The organism is Serratia sp. NGAS9 (genome assembly GCF_009905295.1).
Classification (GTDB): Bacteria; Pseudomonadota; Gammaproteobacteria; order Enterobacterales; family Enterobacteriaceae; genus Serratia; species Serratia bockelmannii.
Genome location: NZ_CP047605.1, coordinates 1493369 through 1508415, shown reverse-complemented (window position 1 = coordinate 1508415; position 15047 = coordinate 1493369). Strand labels below are relative to the sequence as shown.

Genomic DNA, 15047 nt, shown 5'->3' with positions numbered 1-15047 from the left:
CCAGATGATCAGCTGAGCCAAAGCTACGAAAGTCGCGGAAACCCATTGAGACCTATCTGTACCATTGTTATAGAAGGGAGATAGTTCGAATGGGTTTCTTCTTGTTCCACTCACTTAGGTTGTAATACTCGCCAGGGGACTTGAGGAGAGCATGCCAAAATTCACGCAGGAAATGCCAGTTTAATGGCAAAGTACATCCCCTAAAAATAACTAACCAGACAAATTAATAGCATTGCTAATAATAAATAATTGTAGCTAATGGCATAGTCCGTGGTCTGATAAGCAACAAAATATGATGCTTGTTAGATGAAAAATTAACTTCAAATCAAATTTGGCCAACGTGTTTGAGAGTTACGCAAAAAGCGTGGCAGGCCATAGGAAAAGCTCGCTGATAAGTGTGGGCCAGACCTGGGATAGAACGTGGGGTGAGGAATCCGGCGTTAGAAGTGATTAACGGGCTGGCAATAGGCTTGAAAGTAGGTATTTGTAATTTATTTTCCTAGTAATAATAACAGATAGTTACTAATAACACCATGGATATAAACACAGTACAAAAACTGTTCTTATTTAGTTATTATCTGGTATATCGCGTATATGTTGTAAAATTTCAAAATTAATTAAAACAAGGACTCAATGTATGGATGGTGCATCCAATAATGCAACGAAGAAACTACTTGGTTTTGATTATCAAAAGCTTCTAGCATTAGAGTCTTGTTTAAATGCTAAAGAAAACGAAACAATCTGGATTGAGTGCTATGGAGATATAGCTAATTCAGATAAAAGTACAGAGGTGAAACATCATTTATCTCGTGGTATTTTAAATGATGCCCATATAGATTTTTGGAAAACATTATACAATTTACTAAATGAATATAAAATACTTTATAACTTTAATAGATTTGAGTTACTAACCACATCAGAAATAAACTCATCCTCTATATTTTTAAACTGGAATGATATTTCAAAAGAAGACAAGCTCAATAAAATAGCCTCAGTTAGCCCCAACAAAACCATATCAAAATATTATGATTTTGTTTTTAAACATAACCGCGAAGAATTACTTAGTGTATTGGAAAAGTTAACTATTATTGGCTCTCAACCAACAATAGATGAGAAATACGAGGAATTAAAATCACACTCATCATTCCTCACCATACCGGACCAGCATGTTGATAATTTTATGCATAAAATGTTAGGGTATATTTCAATGAAAGCCATAAATGATATGGACCGCTGGCATATAGAGCGGAATGAATTTAAAAGAGAAATGGAAGGCTTTGCGAAAGCATTCATTGATAAAGACTACCCATTCCCATTAGTAGCTAAAAGAGAGGTAGATAAAAGTAATTTATCTAATTTCAATTTCATCGATGAGCTAAGGAAAATCGACCTCGATGAGATTACAATAAATAATGCTGTAGTAGATTTTCTCCGTGCAGAAAGGAGTAGTTTACAGATATTAAAACTTCATACATCTATGGCTGACAACCTTGAGGACTTTGATGATACACTTAGCAACAACCTATCTCTAGTCAAACTAAAGCACTCTGCAATAATCTCTCGTGAAAAGCAGAGAAAATTAGAGACAATATCAACATCAAAGAAAATGTACTCAGAATGCTTATTGCTAAATGATAAAAAAATTTTAGGAATACAGGAAATTGCAGGTTATTATCAAAAAGGGAGAATACACTCAATTGTCGACAGGAAGGAATTCTCCTGGCTTTTTTCGGAGTATGGAAAATGAGACCAAAAGAAATATCTGCATTATTAAACTCTCCCCTATGGATTGCTTTATTGTTAAGGTATTTTTTAATCGGGGCTCAGAAAATAAAAAAAGACGGGATAGATCTAGAGGTAGTCTATCTATCCATACCATTTATATTAAATGAATCGGTTGTGAATGAGTTATCACACGGAAATAAAAGTTCAAACCTAAGCAAAATAACCACAAGTCCGATGCTAAGAGGGGAGTTTATAGCATCCCGTGACTTAATAAATTTCTATAGACCCATAATAAAAACTGGCTTAATAGTTTTATCCTCATCTTGTAATATGAAAATAAAAAACAAGATACATTTAGAGGATACCTCTATCAACTTTAATTCATTAACAGATTCATATATTAAGAAACACTGTAAAGCTGCGTATAACTTAGGCGCAATTTTTGCCAAAGAAGAATCCGTTGAACTACTGATTAGGTTCGGAGAAAAATAATGAAAGCTATCATAGAATCAATAAACATTTTTAGTGAGTCCGGAGAGCATCGCTTCATTGAATTAACAAGTGGGCTTAATGTAATTACTGGAGATTCTAAAACAGGGAAAAGTGCTTTATTGGAAATCGTTGACTACTGTCTATTTTCTAAGACATCAAGCATTCCCAAGGGAGTAATTACTACATTTGCATATTTTTACAGTGTAGTTTTTAAGTTACAAGATAGTTATATAGTAGTTGGTAGACATGCGCCTAAAACCAATCTAGGGTCAAAAGCTTTCATAAAATTAGAAACTAGTAAAGAAAACATATCGCCTTTGAGCCTTGGATATTTTGAAAACCAATCTCCAACAACGATAAAATCAGCTCAATCTAAATTTGAGACATACCTAGGTCTATCTGTATTGGATATGAAAGATGAAGTGAATAGTTTTCACCATGGTAAAGCTTCAATTAGGAATGCAGTATCACTATTATTCCAACATCAGAATCTGATAGCAAATAAGCACGCCCTATTTTATAGATTTCATGATTTTGTGAAAAGAGATAGAACAATAAAAGAACTTCCTATTTTCCTTGGATGGGTAGAGGGAAATTACTATAGACTAATCAGAGAACGTGATGACACATTAAAAAAAATACGTACACAAGAAAAAATAGAGATGTACGCAAAAAACTCTCAAGAAGAAAATAAGAAAATAATAAAAAATCTTGTTGAGGAGTATCTTGCTACTATTGATTATAAAATCGAAGATAACATTGCCTACCCAAAACTATTAACGTTAGCTAAAAATTTACCCCCAGTGCCTGATATTCCGTATGGATCTCCTCAAACGGAGAAAAACTATCAAGATGAAAACAACTTACTTTCAGAGTTAAATTCAAAACTTATTGAGGTAAATAAAAAAATTGCAATATTAGATAACTGCTCAGACATATCTATTCATCACGCAATTGATTTAAACAGAATAAAAAGCACTTTCGATATCTTTGAACCTGGAGAGAAAATAACTTGCCCTTTATGCTCTAGTGAACAACCACAACTCACCGATGAGTTAAAAGAATTAGAAAACCATCAGAAAAAACTAATTTCAGACCTAAATAAATTACAATATTTTCAAGAGGATACATCTCAGGAACTAGAACGCCTAATTAGACTAAAAGATAGCATAAAGAAAGACATAAGGGTTTCCAATGCAAAAATAAAAGATTATGAAAAAAACAAGGCTGAACTAACTAAATTTAAAAACTTCAGAGAAAAAGCTAGTTTCATGCGAGGGAAAGTAACTTCTCTAATATCTTCATTTTTTAAAAACAATGACATAATCAATTCAAGTGATAACTTGAAAAGCTTAAAGTCCAGGCTAACAAAAATAGAAATAGAACTATCACAATATGATTTAGAAAAAAAATACACATCCAGTGAAGTTCTAATATCTAACGTGATGACTCAAATTTGTAATAAATTAGACTTTGAAGACGAATTAAAACCAGCTGAGTTACACTTCTCGTTGAGGGATTTTAATTTTTATCACTCTCACGCTGGAGAAAAAATAAGTTTACATGAGATGGGAAGCGGTGCTAACTGGCTAGCATGTCATTTATCTCTCTTCTTAGGGATACTATTCTTATTATCAATAGAGAAAAAATCTTGCATACCTGCATTTTTATTTTTAGATCAGCCAAGTCAAGTTTACTTCCCTTCTGATGCAGATCGAAAATCAGCAAAAGATACCGACATCAAACAAGTCGAGAATATATTCAACACTATAAATTCCGTTTTAGTACATATAAAAAACAAATCTAAATTCATGCCCCAAGTTATAGTTCTTGAACATGCTGACAATCTACAATTAAAAGATATTGAATTCGAAGACATAGTTAGAAAACGCTGGAGAGAGAACGGTGACAAGTTAATCTAAGATAACTAACACACATTAAAAACATGACTATGCATTCATTCTGACTTTCATCAAAGGCAATCAGGTAACTTCTTCATTCCCTGGTTGCCTAATGATATTTTAAAAAACATTGAAGTCGGCATACATAAATCAGAAAGTAAATTTAAAAAAATTTTTGTGATCGGAATAACCACTCAGCGCAGCTGCTTCTCCAGCCACGCGCGCATATCCGCCGCCACCCGCGTCATCTCGCTGTCGCCGTTCTCACGCCGCATCACATGGTCCAATGTCGAATAATTAAGGTAGGTGATATTCGTTTTACCGTCGGCCCGCAGCTCGGCGATCATTTTCCCGACCGCCCCCGGCGAAACGGCGCGATCCTGGTCACCCTGCACGATCAGCACCGGCGTCTTGATGCTGCGCAGGGAGGCAAGCTGATCGATGTTCAGCATGCCATGCCACCAGGCATAGCCATGATCGCTGGCGTTCAGGGGGAACGGCGGCGCCGTCAGCACCTGTTGTAAAAATGCGTTCAGCCCGGCTTTCTCTTCTTTTGGCGCGTCGGCCACGCTGTGGCGCACATCGTCAATAAACCAGCGTCCGCCGCCGCTGAACGCGAGGGTGGCGTCAACCAGGCCCGAGGAGGCCGTCACCAGATTGGCGATCACCGCCCCTTCGCTGCCCCCCAGCACCGCGACCTTTTGATAGCCGTTGCGCGCACTCACCGCCTGCAGCACCTGGGTGACATCGCTCACCCGCCGCTGCGGCGTATCATGCTGCACGAAAGCGTCCGGGCAATCCTGCCGCGGCACCTCTTCGCGGTACGGCAAGGTGTCGTCGATGCCGTATTTCTCCACCGTCAGCAGGTCTGCGGCGGGTAACACCTGCCGCATCGGCGTGACCAGGCGGATATGCCGCACGCTGTTGCAATCCGAACCTTGCAGGATCACCAACAGCGCCGCCGACGATTGCCCGGGCACCGCAGCGTCCAGATAGTAATGAATACTCGAACCATCCTCCCGCGGCAGCGTCAGCGCTGCAGATTGCGCCATCGCCAACCCGCTCCACAGCGCCAATACGCTCAGCATGCCTGTCGCCACTCTCATCACTTGCTCCTCTTCCCTGTTGCGTTCGGTTAATTCGTCTTTTCTGGTCTACGCTTCATGCCAATCACGTTTCTGACAGGGAAGCCTTACCATGCCACACCTCTATAACACCGCACTGCTGATCGGCGCCGCGCTGAGCACCATCGCCGCCCTGCTGCATATTTGGGTGATCGCCGCCGGGCCGCGCGGCTATCGGCTGTGCGGCGCCGGCGATCGCTTCATTAAGGCGGCGGAAGCGGGTAAAAAGTTCCCGGCTGTCGTCACCGCCGGTATCGCGCTGATGCTGTTTATTTGGGCGCTGTATGCGCTTTCCGGCGCGGGCCTGATCGCGCCGCTGCCACTGCTGCGGCCCGTGCTGTTTATCATTACCTTCATCTACCTGTTGCGCGGCGTCGCCGGCCCCTTCGCCCTGCGCGATACCGGCCGCAGCCAGCGTTTTATCGTCGTCAGCTCGCTGATTTGCCTCGGCTTCGGGCTGGTGCATCTGCTGGGGATGACGCAGCGCTGGAGTGCGTTGGCGTAACGCCCTGTTGCTGCAAAACGGCGATAAACGCCTGCGCGGCGGCGCTGCGGTAAGCGCCTTTGCGCTGCAGCCATACCGCCTGTCGCACCGGCATGGCGTTGGCCAACGCCACTTTTTTCAACTGCCGGTTCTCGCGTGCAATGGCGGCTGGCAGCAGCGTGGCAAGCTGCCCGCGCCGCACGATCTCGACGATGGCGCCCAGCGCATTGGCCTCTACCGCCACCTGCGGCCGAAACCCCTGTTGCGTGCAGTAGCGATCGATAAACTGCCGCGTGGCGAAGTCGCCACTCAGCAAAGCCAGCGGCAGATGTTGCCACTCTGCCAGCGTCAGCGGCCGGCGATGCGCCGCCAGGGGATGATCGGCGCCGACCATCAGCTCCAGCGTCTCGCTGAACAACGGCGTGGCTTCTACCTCCGCCGACTGCGCCATCTCGAAGGCGATCCCCAGGTCCAGCCGATCCTGCGCCAGCAGCGCCTCGATCCGCTCTTGCGCCATCTCCTCAATGCTCAGGGTAATCCCCGGGTAGCGGCGGTAGAACGCATCGATCGTCGGCCCCACCAGATAGGCGGTGAAGGTTGGCGTCATCGCCAGCCGCAAATGGCCGCGCGCCAGCGTCGCCACGTCATGGATCGCCCGCGCGCCGGCGTCCAAATCCTGCAGCGCCAGCCGCGCATAGCGCATCCACGCCTCACCGGCGTCGGTCAGGCGCACGGCTCTGCCACTGCGATCGAACAACGGCGCTCCCAGTGCGTCTTCCAACTGCTTGATCTGCTGGGACAACGTCGGTTGCGAGACGTGCAACGCTTCGGCGGCGCGGGTGAAGTTGCCCTGTTCGGCAACGGCCAGAAAATAACGGATGTGTCGCAGCAGCATAGCACCCCAGCTATTAGTAAAACCTATAGCCAGCATTATAAATGGGTCTTAGACCCTATAGCCAGAAGCGTTCATCATGCCGCCATCGCATAACGACACCCAATGGAGAAACGGATGAAAGAGGTGATTGAAGGCTTCCTGAAGTTCCAGCGCGAAGCCTTTGTTGAACGCACGGCGCTGTTTCAGCAGTTGGCGACCCGCCAAAACCCGCGCACCCTGTTTATCTCATGTTCCGACAGCCGCCTGGTGCCGGAGCTGGTCACCCAGCGCGAGCCGGGCGATCTGTTCGTGATCCGCAACGCCGGTAACATCGTGCCTTCTTTTGGCCCCGAACCCGGCGGGGTGACCGCCTCGGTCGAGTACGCCGTCGCTGCGCTGGGCGTAGAAGACATCGTGATCTGCGGCCATTCCGACTGCGGCGCGATGACCGCCATCGCCACCTGCCAGTGTCTGGATCACCTGCCGACGGTCGCCGGCTGGCTGCGTTACGCCGATTCCGCCAAGGCGGTCAACCAGGCTTATCCGCACGCCTCCGACGCAGCCCGGGTCGCATCGATGGTGCGCGAAAACGTCATCGCCCAGCTCAACAACATCAAAACGCACCCTTCCGTCGCCCTGGCGCTGGATCAGGGCCGCCTGGCGCTGCACGGCTGGGTCTATGACATCGCCAGCGGCGCTATCGAGGCGCTGGACGGCGAAACCCGCCGCTTCGTGCCGCTCGCCACCCATCCCGACGTGACCGCCACCCCGGCGATCGCCCGTTTTTAAGCCCACAAAAGGAGTCAACATGACACACTCTCTGCACAACGCCGCCCCGCGCGAAGCGCTCACCGACACCATCATGGCCGCCAAGATCCGCCATAATCTGACGTTCGAAGCGCTGGCCGAGGGCACCGGTCTCAGCCTGGCGTTTGTCACCGCCGCCCTGCTGGGGCAGCATGCGCTGCCGGAACCGGCGGCGCGCACGGTAGCGGCCAAGCTGGGGCTGGACGAAGAAGCGGTGCTGCTGCTGCAAACCATCCCGCTGCGCGGCAGCATTCCCGGCGGCGTGCCAACCGATCCGACCATTTATCGCTTCTATGAAATGCTGCAGGTTTACGGTTCCACGCTGAAAGCGCTGGTGCACGAGCAGTTTGGCGACGGCATCATCAGCGCCATCAACTTCAAGCTGGATATCAAGAAGGTCGCCGATCCGGACGGCGGCGAACGCGCGGTGATCACCCTGGACGGCAAATACCTGCCAACCAAGCCTTTCTAATTGGCCTTTCGCCGGCGGCCCGCGCTGCCGGCAAATTGACAGCCAACCGGCCATTGGCTACATTAACTGCGCTTAAACGCCGCCCTGGCGTTTTTCACTGCCCGAGGCCTGTATGTTGGAGATTGTAACCACCCGATAGTCGCTTCCTTGCCGTATGGCGAGGGACTCTGACGTATCCGACGCGCGTTTGCGCGGGGATGCGCGTATCTGGGGTTATTACAGGATCTCCCAACATGAACATTTCCAAAGCGGAACAACGCGTGCTGCACGTGTTGGCCAAAGGCGGCTATATCGCCTTCACCCGCAACGACGCCGGTCGCGTCACCCACGTCGAATGCTACACCCGCGAAGGGCTCGGCCTGGCCGACTGCTCGCTGGCCGTCTTCACCAAGCTCAAAACCAAACGCCTGATCCTCTCTCGCCAGGGGCGCCCTTATCGCGTCACCTTTGCCGGGCTCAAGGCCGTGCGGGCGCAGCTGGATAACCGTTAATCATCGATGCCGGCCGGGCAGGCAGCCCGGTTGGCACAGCCTTATTTAATCAGGATACAACCATGAACATCACGTTACGCCACGAAACGCCGGCCGACGTCGGCGCCATCGCCACCCTGACCGCCGCCGCGTTCCTGCATGCCGAACACAGCAGCCACACCGAGCAGTTTATCGTCAGCGCGCTGCGCGCGGCAGGCGCTCTCACCCTGTCGCTGGTCGCCGAGCACAATGGCACACCGATCGGGCACGCGTCCATCTCGCCGGTCGTACTCAGCAACGGCGCCGCCGGGTGGTACGGGCTGGCGCCGGTATCGGTGCTGCCGGCCTGTCAGGGCCAGGGGATCGGCAGCCGACTGATCCGCCGGCTGCTGGCCGAGCTGCAGGAACGCGGCGCCGCAGGCTGCGTAGTGCTAGGCGATCCGAACTATTACGGCCGTTTCGGCTTCCAGGCGCAGTGCGCGCTGGCCCTGCCGGGCGTGCCGCAAGACTACTTCCGCGCCATCGCCTTCCAGGGCGCGCTGCCGTGCGCGGAGGTCACCTTCCACAACGCGTTTAACGCCGAAGCCTAACCCTGTTGCCGGCGCCGTCATGGCGCCGGTTTTCAGTCCCGTTCGCCATAACGCAAGACGGTCATCCCTTCCTCTTCCGCCGGGGGAACAAAGTACTGCGCCAGGCGCTCAAACTCCGCTTCGCTCAGGGCAAACGGGTGCTCGCCGCGCGCATTTCTCAGCGTTATCCGGCTCAGGCACTGCGCATGGCTGACATCGAGAAAGTGCAGGCAGTGTGCGACGCCGGCCTCCTCCGCCAAGGCTTTGGCCCAGCGCCGCCTGTCCGGCGTATTCACCGGAAAATCGAGCGCCACGGACCAACCGCCGCGCAGCAGCTGAACGAGGTGCCCGCCCAGCGCCCGCCGCAACAGGTCGGAACAGCGCGCGTAGTCTTGCAGACTGGCCATCTCCTGTTCATACAGCGTCGCCAGCCACGCATCTTCGCTCAGCAACAGCGTTTGCGGTTGCTGCGCCAAACTCTGCGCCAGCGTCGATTTGCCTGCGCCGGCCTTGCCGCACATCAGGTGTAAAACTGCAGGGTAGGTTTGCATGACGTTCTCCGGTCGTTGCCGGAAGGGGATAAAAAAACCCGCCTGCCGGCGGGTTTTTATTGGCGACACACGCGCTATCCCACCCTCTGGAGAAGGGTGATAATAATTTGCGCGAATGGGCGGTAGGATTTTTTCATAGCTAATGAATATGACAACCGTGCACCGTTGTCAATTCGCCGTCATCAATCCCTGTTCTCGCACAAACTCGGTGAATAAACTCACTTTCTGCTGCACATGCCGGCGCGTCGGGTAAACCGCGAAGACCTGATGCACGTCGGCAATCTGTTCAGGGAACAGCTGCACCAGTCTGCCGGCAGCAATCTCGGGATCCGCCACAAACGACGGCAGCGAACCGATGCCCAGTCCCGCCACCAGCATATCCCGCAGCATCAGGCTGTTGTTGGCGATCAGCCGGGGAGTGAACGTCACGCTCAGGCTCTCCTCGCCGGCGGTGAACTGCCACTGCCCCGGTTTTTCCGCCAGGGAATAGGCCAGACAGCTGTGCCGCGGCAATTCATTGGGCGTTTGCGGCACGCCGTGCTGCGCCAAATAGCCGGGCGCGGCGCAAATTCGCTGGTGCACGTCACCCAGCGCCCGGGCGCTGAGGGAAGAATCCGGCAGTTGGCGGCGAATGCGCAAGGAAATATCGAAACCGGCCGCCACCACGTCCAATACCCTGTCGTCCAGCGTCAGTTCCACCTGCAGCTGCGGATAACGTTGCATAAACGGCGGCAGCAGCGGCGACAGCACCGCCAGGCCGAACGAGAGCGGCGCATTGACCCGCAGCGTGCCGGAGACCTGCTGCGCGCTGGCGGCAACCGTCTGCTCCAGCGCGTCGAACTCGCCAAGCAACCGGCAGGCTTCCTGGTAATAGAGCTGCCCGGCTTCGGTCAGGCTCATGCTGCGGGTGGTGCGCACCAGCAACAGCGTCCCCAACCGACTTTCCAACTGCTTAATCTGCTTGCTCAATGCCGCCGGCGTGATCGCCAGATCCTCCGCCGCCCTATAGAAACTGTTGCGCTCAACCACGCGGCGAAAGGCGCGCATCGTCAGTAGCACGTCCATATTACGTCCTTCAGGTTAATTATTAATTCAATAAACCATAGATTATTAACCAAATAAATATCAGTAGACTTCATTCAACCGCTTCCCTGAGTGGGACGTGAATTTAATCTACTAATAATCATGGAGTTAATAATGAAAAAGACCCTAATCGCCCTGATGCTCGGCCTGAGCGCCGCCACCGCTCCCGTCGCCGCGCTGGCGCAGTCCCCCGCCGCCGATAGCCGCCAGGCGGGTTATGTGCAACCGCTGACCGCCGACAACAGCCTGTTGCTGCTGGTCGATCTGCAGGACATGTTCGGCATGACCATTTCCTCTATCGATCAAACCAACCTGGTGAATAATGCCGCCGGCATCGCCAAGGCCGCCAAGGTGTTCAACGTGCCGACCATTCTGGCCTCGGCCAACGCCAAAAGCTTCGCCGGGCCGGTATTCCAGCAGGTGACGCAGGCACGCCCGGATCTGCAGGTGTACGATCGCACCGCCATCAACGTCTGGCAGGATCGGCGCGTGGTGGATCTGATCAAACAATCCGGCCGCAAGAAAATCATCATCGGCGGGCTGTGGACCGCCAGCTGCGTGATGCTGCCGGCGCTGTCCGCTCTGGGCGAGGGGTATGAGGTCTACATATTGTCGGACGTCACCGGCGACATTACGCCAGATAGTCAAAACAACGCCATGCAGCGCCTGGTACAAGCAGGCGCCACCCCTATCAACTGGGTGGCGTTGATGCTGGAATGGCAGCAGGACTGGAGCCGCAAGGCCACGGCGGGGGGCGTATTGCAGATCGCCCGCGACCACGGCGCCGCCTGGGGAATGGGCGCCCGCTACGCCGGGGCGATGAAGGTGGGCAGCGAAGCGAAATAAACGGGTGAAAGCCCGCCGTCAGCGGGCTTTTTTCAGGTGCGGTGATAGCAACGGCTATCCTGCGGCGCCTGGTCGCGTCTCTCCAGCCCGTAATCCCGCACCACCTCCGCCACCCGCAGCCGGTACTGCGCCAGCACCTCGCCACGGCCGCGCGCCTGTGCCGCGCGATGCTGCTCGAGATTGCGCCACTGCTGCACCGCCGCCTCGTCGCGCCAGAAGGAGAGCGACAGCAGGCGCGCAGGATCGGCCAGGCTTTGAAAGCGCTCGATGGAAATGAATCCGTCGATCTGCGCCAGCAGCGGCTTCAGCTCCGCCGCCAGCGCCAGATAGGTATCACGCTGCCCATCAGCGGCCTGCAGTTCAAAAATCACGGCGATCATTATCGTCTCCTCTCACGGTAAAATTCCGGTACGCGCGCATGGTAAGAATGGCGCCACCGCACCGATTCCAACGCCCGCTCATCAATATCCAGCGAACGCAGACGCACTGCACCAGAGTGCGATAACCACAGGTTAGCGATGGACGCGCAGTCATACTTCGTCTAACCTCGAAGTATGCATAACATCGACATTGAAGATCGTTTAGCGGCGCTGAGCGCCGCCATCGCCGACCGCACCCGGGCGCGCATGCTGTGCCTGTTGATGGACGGGCGCGCCTACACCGCCACCGAGCTCAGCGCGGCGGTCGAGGTTGCCCCGTCCACCGCCAGCGCGCATCTGGCGAAACTGCTGGAGCAGCGGCTGATCGCCTGCGTCAAACAGGGGCGCTACCGCTATTTCCGGCTGGCCGGTCAGCCGGTGGCCGACGCGCTGGAAGGCTTGATGGCGCTGGCGGGCGTACCGCGCCCGTCGGTGAAAAGCAGCACGCCCACCACGCTGCAATATGCCCGCACCTGCTACGACCATATGGCGGGCGAGGTGGCGGTGAAGCTGCACGATCGGCTGCATGCGCTGAACTGGCTGACCGGTGAAGAAGACTACCGATTAAGCGACGCCGGTCAGGCCGCGCTGACGCGGCTGGGCGTCGATTGCTCCCCCGCGCCCACTCGCCGCCGTTTCGCCTGCGGCTGTCTGGACTGGAGCGAGCGCCGATCTCACCTCGGCGGCGCGCTGGGCGCCGCGCTGTTGGCCGCCTTTATCCAACGCGGCTGGATCCTTCGCCGGCTCGACAGCCGCGAGCTGCAGCTGACCCCCGCCGGTAAAAAAGCGCTGGCCGCACATTTTGACCTCACGGTGTAACCCGGCGACAGGGTAGTTTTACTGCAATACTCTAGGGGTACGCTTAAGCGACCCCGCCAACCCGAGGAGTTTCCATGCTCGATTCCACCCAATTCCCGATCGTCAAACGCTGGCCGGCTCAGCATCCGGAATGGCTGCAGCTCTACTCTCTGCCGACGCCGAACGGCGTCAAAGTCTCCATCATGCTGGAAGAGATCGGCCTGCCTTATGAAGCGCACCTAATCGACATCGGCAACAACGAAACCTGGACGCCGGAATTCCTGGCGCTGAATCCGAACGGCAAGATCCCGGCGATCATCGATCCCGACGGCCCCGGCGGCCGGCCGCTGCCGCTGTTCGAATCCGGCGCCATTCTGCTCTACCTGGCGGAAAAGAGCGGCCGCTTCCTGCCGCAGGATCCAGCCCAGCGTTATGAAACCATTCAGTGGGTGTTCTTCCAGATGGCCGCCGTCGGCCCGATGTTCGGCCAGCTCGGTTTCTTCCATAAATTCGCCGGGCGCGAATATGAAGACAAGCGGCCGCTGGAGCGTTACAAAAACGAATCGAAACGCCTGCTTGGTGTGTTGGAAACGCGCCTGGAGGGCCGTGACTGGATCATGGGCGCAGACTACACCATCGCCGATATCTCGCTGCTGGGCTGGGTGCGTAACCTGATCGGCTTCTATGAGGCGCGCGATCTGGTGGAGTTCGACAGTTTCCCGCGCGTCGCGCAGTGGCTGGAGCGCGGTTTAGCGCGGCCGGCGGTGCAGCGTGGGCTCGCTATCCCGGCGCGCGCGGCCTGATCGTCACACGGGATGGCCGTCAGACCGTCCCGTCTTTCATTGTCATAAAATTGTCATCCCTCTGCTCTACTCTCCTTTCGTAACAATTTGATGTTATTTACATTGTTGTATTACGACAAGGAGCTTACCCATGCAACCTGCTGTATCCCTGATCGCCGGCGCCGTGCTGTCCGCCCTGCTCTGTTCCTCCGCCATCGCGGCGGAAACCTCGGCCAATGCCGATGGCCTGACCGAGCGCGCCGCGCGCGGCACCCTAACCGAGCCGGGCGGCGCCCGTCGCCTGGCCGGCGATCAGACCGCCGCGCTGAAGGCGTCGCTGTCGGACAAAACGGTGAAAAACGTGATCCTGCTGATCGGCGACGGCATGGGGGATTCCGAGATCACCGCCGCGCGCAACTACGCTGAAGGCGCAGGCGGTTACTTCAAGGGCATCGACGCCCTGCCGCTGACCGGGCAATACACCCACTACTCGCTGGACAAGAAAACCCACAAGCCGGATTACGTGACCGACTCCGCCGCCTCGGCCACCGCCTGGGCCACCGGGGTGAAAACCTATAACGGTGCGCTCGGCGTGGACGTGAACGGCAAAGACCAGCCAACGCTGCTGGAGATCGCCAAGGCGGCCGGCAAGGCCACCGGCAACGTCTCCACCGCCGAGTTGCAAGACGCCACGCCGGCGGCGCTGGTGTCGCACGTCACCTCGCGCAAATGCTACGGCCCGGAAGAAACCAGCGAGAAATGTGCCGCTAACGCGCTGGAAAACGGCGGCCGCGGCTCGATCACCGAGCAACTGCTGAAAACCCGTGCCGACGTCACGCTGGGAGGCGGTGCGAAGTCCTTCAACCAGCTGGCGAAAAGCGGCGAATGGCAAGGAAAATCGCTGAAGGACCAGGCGGCGGCACAGGGTTATCAGTGGGTGAGCAACGCAGATGAACTGCAGGCCGTTACCCTGGCCAATCAGCAAAAACCGCTGCTGGGCCTGTTCGCCGACGGCAACATGCCGGTGCGCTGGTTGGGGCCGAAAGCCAGCTATCACGGCAACCTCGACAAGCCGGCGGTAACCTGTGAAAACAACCCGGCGCGCACCGCGGCCACGCCAACGCTGGCGGCGATGACCGACAAAGCGATCGCGCTGCTGAAAGACAACCCGAACGGCTTCTTCCTGCAGGTCGAGGGGGCGTCGATCGATAAGCAAGATCACGCCGCCAACCCGTGCGGGCAGATTGGTGAAACCGTCGATCTGGACGAAGCGGTGCAAAAAGCGCTGGCCTTCGCCCGCGCCGACGGCAACACGCTGGTGATCGTCACCGCCGACCACGCGCACTCCAGCCAGATCGTCGCCGCCGACGCCAAAGCGCCGGGCCTGACCCAGATACTGACCACCAAAGACGGTGCGCCGATGACCCTCAGCTACGGCAACTCGGAAGAAGAGTCGCAGGGGCATACCGGCACTCAGTTGCGCGTCGCGGCCTACGGCCCGCACGCCGCCAACGTGGTGGGATTGACCGATCAGACCGATCTGTTCTTCACCATGCGCGATGCGATGGGCATCAAGTAACCGCCAGCTGAACGATGGCCGCTCGCCACGGCGGCCATTTATTATTGGTTACCGATAGGTATTTGCAATTT

At 54.3% G+C, this 15047-nt stretch carries 17 protein-coding genes; 12 read left to right on the top strand and 5 right to left on the bottom strand.

The annotated features are described in order from the left end of the window. Positions 1 to 637 precede the first annotated feature (637 nt). The 3 genes from GUC32_RS07300 to GUC32_RS07290 are packed head-to-tail and all read left to right on the top strand — an operon-like array spanning position 638 to position 4139. Positions 638 to 1747, top strand: coding sequence for a hypothetical protein (locus GUC32_RS07300; RefSeq protein ID WP_369435642.1), 1110 nt, complete (start codon positions 638 to 640; stop codon positions 1745 to 1747). Then, positions 1744 to 2217: a three component ABC system middle component gene (locus tag GUC32_RS07295; RefSeq protein WP_369435641.1), complete on the top strand. Its 474-nt coding sequence runs from the start codon at positions 1744 to 1746 to the stop codon at positions 2215 to 2217. The genes GUC32_RS07300 and GUC32_RS07295 overlap by 4 nt, the downstream gene beginning before the upstream one ends. Then, positions 2217 to 4139 (top strand): DUF3732 domain-containing protein, encoded by a 1923-nt coding sequence (locus GUC32_RS07290; RefSeq protein ID WP_089195684.1) that lies wholly within the window; start codon positions 2217 to 2219, stop codon positions 4137 to 4139. The genes GUC32_RS07295 and GUC32_RS07290 overlap by 1 nt, the downstream gene beginning before the upstream one ends. Positions 4140 to 4312: 173 nt before the next feature. Here GUC32_RS07290 and GUC32_RS07285 read toward each other — a convergent pair whose 3' ends face one another. After that, positions 4313 to 5224: a S9 family peptidase gene (locus GUC32_RS07285; RefSeq protein WP_089195683.1), complete on the bottom strand. Its 912-nt coding sequence runs from the start codon at positions 5222 to 5224 to the stop codon at positions 4313 to 4315. A 91-nt stretch (positions 5225 to 5315) separates the two neighbouring features. On the opposite strand from GUC32_RS07285, the gene GUC32_RS07280 reads away from it, so the two are divergent. After that, on the top strand, positions 5316 to 5747 hold the full coding sequence (locus tag GUC32_RS07280; RefSeq protein WP_025302130.1) for a hypothetical protein: 432 nt from the start codon (positions 5316 to 5318) through the stop codon (positions 5745 to 5747). On the opposite strand, the gene cynR is transcribed toward GUC32_RS07280, so the two are convergent. Then, positions 5671 to 6621 carry a transcriptional regulator CynR gene (gene cynR, locus GUC32_RS07275; protein WP_025302129.1) on the bottom strand — a complete coding sequence of 317 codons (951 nt, stop codon included), beginning with the start codon at positions 6619 to 6621 and terminating at the stop codon, positions 5671 to 5673. The two genes, GUC32_RS07280 and cynR, sit on opposite strands and share 77 nt — an antisense overlap. Before the next feature lie 114 nt (positions 6622 to 6735). Between cynR and GUC32_RS07270 the strand changes: the two genes are divergently transcribed. The 4 genes from GUC32_RS07270 to GUC32_RS07255 all read left to right on the top strand — a co-directional run bounded on the left by GUC32_RS07270 (position 6736) and on the right by GUC32_RS07255 (position 8939). Next, positions 6736 to 7389 carry a carbonic anhydrase gene (locus GUC32_RS07270; protein ID WP_025302128.1) on the top strand — a complete coding sequence of 218 codons (654 nt, stop codon included), beginning with the start codon at positions 6736 to 6738 and terminating at the stop codon, positions 7387 to 7389. Between the two features lie 19 nt (positions 7390 to 7408). Beyond that, positions 7409 to 7879 carry a cyanase gene (gene cynS, locus GUC32_RS07265; RefSeq protein ID WP_025302127.1) on the top strand — a complete coding sequence of 157 codons (471 nt, stop codon included), beginning with the start codon at positions 7409 to 7411 and terminating at the stop codon, positions 7877 to 7879. 233 nt (positions 7880 to 8112) lie between these two features. Further along, on the top strand, positions 8113 to 8370 hold the full coding sequence (locus tag GUC32_RS07260) for a YjhX family toxin (RefSeq protein ID WP_004939031.1): 258 nt from the start codon (positions 8113 to 8115) through the stop codon (positions 8368 to 8370). Between the two features lie 62 nt (positions 8371 to 8432). After that, positions 8433 to 8939, top strand: coding sequence for a GNAT family N-acetyltransferase (locus tag GUC32_RS07255; protein WP_141997597.1), 507 nt, complete (start codon positions 8433 to 8435; stop codon positions 8937 to 8939). A 32-nt stretch (positions 8940 to 8971) separates the two neighbouring features. On the opposite strand, the gene GUC32_RS07250 is transcribed toward GUC32_RS07255, so the two are convergent. Further along, complete coding sequence (locus GUC32_RS07250) at positions 8972 to 9469, bottom strand: AAA family ATPase (RefSeq protein WP_369435640.1); 498 nt, start codon at positions 9467 to 9469, stop codon at positions 8972 to 8974. 168 nt (positions 9470 to 9637) lie between these two features. Further along, a complete protein-coding gene (locus GUC32_RS07245; RefSeq protein ID WP_273830460.1) occupies positions 9638 to 10534 on the bottom strand; it encodes a LysR family transcriptional regulator in 897 nt (298 codons plus the stop codon). 132 nt (positions 10535 to 10666) lie between these two features. Between GUC32_RS07245 and GUC32_RS07240 the strand changes: the two genes are divergently transcribed. Next, positions 10667 to 11398 carry an isochorismatase family protein gene (locus GUC32_RS07240; protein WP_025302123.1) on the top strand — a complete coding sequence of 244 codons (732 nt, stop codon included), beginning with the start codon at positions 10667 to 10669 and terminating at the stop codon, positions 11396 to 11398. Between the two features lie 32 nt (positions 11399 to 11430). Here GUC32_RS07240 and GUC32_RS07235 read toward each other — a convergent pair whose 3' ends face one another. Beyond that, complete coding sequence (locus tag GUC32_RS07235) at positions 11431 to 11778, bottom strand: antibiotic biosynthesis monooxygenase (protein WP_025302122.1); 348 nt, start codon at positions 11776 to 11778, stop codon at positions 11431 to 11433. Positions 11779 to 11952: 174 nt separating this feature from the next. Between GUC32_RS07235 and GUC32_RS07230 the strand changes: the two genes are divergently transcribed. The 3 genes from GUC32_RS07230 to phoA all read left to right on the top strand — a co-directional run bounded on the left by GUC32_RS07230 (position 11953) and on the right by phoA (position 14976). Beyond that, positions 11953 to 12636 carry a helix-turn-helix transcriptional regulator gene (locus tag GUC32_RS07230; RefSeq protein WP_049203424.1) on the top strand — a complete coding sequence of 228 codons (684 nt, stop codon included), beginning with the start codon at positions 11953 to 11955 and terminating at the stop codon, positions 12634 to 12636. A 74-nt stretch (positions 12637 to 12710) separates the two neighbouring features. Further along, positions 12711 to 13418, top strand: coding sequence for a glutathione S-transferase N-terminal domain-containing protein (locus GUC32_RS07225; RefSeq protein WP_025302120.1), 708 nt, complete (start codon positions 12711 to 12713; stop codon positions 13416 to 13418). Positions 13419 to 13548: 130 nt separating this feature from the next. Further along, entirely contained in the window at positions 13549 to 14976 is a 1428-nt protein-coding gene (gene phoA, locus GUC32_RS07220; protein ID WP_025302119.1) for an alkaline phosphatase, read from the top strand. Positions 14977 to 15047: the final 71 nt, after the last annotated feature.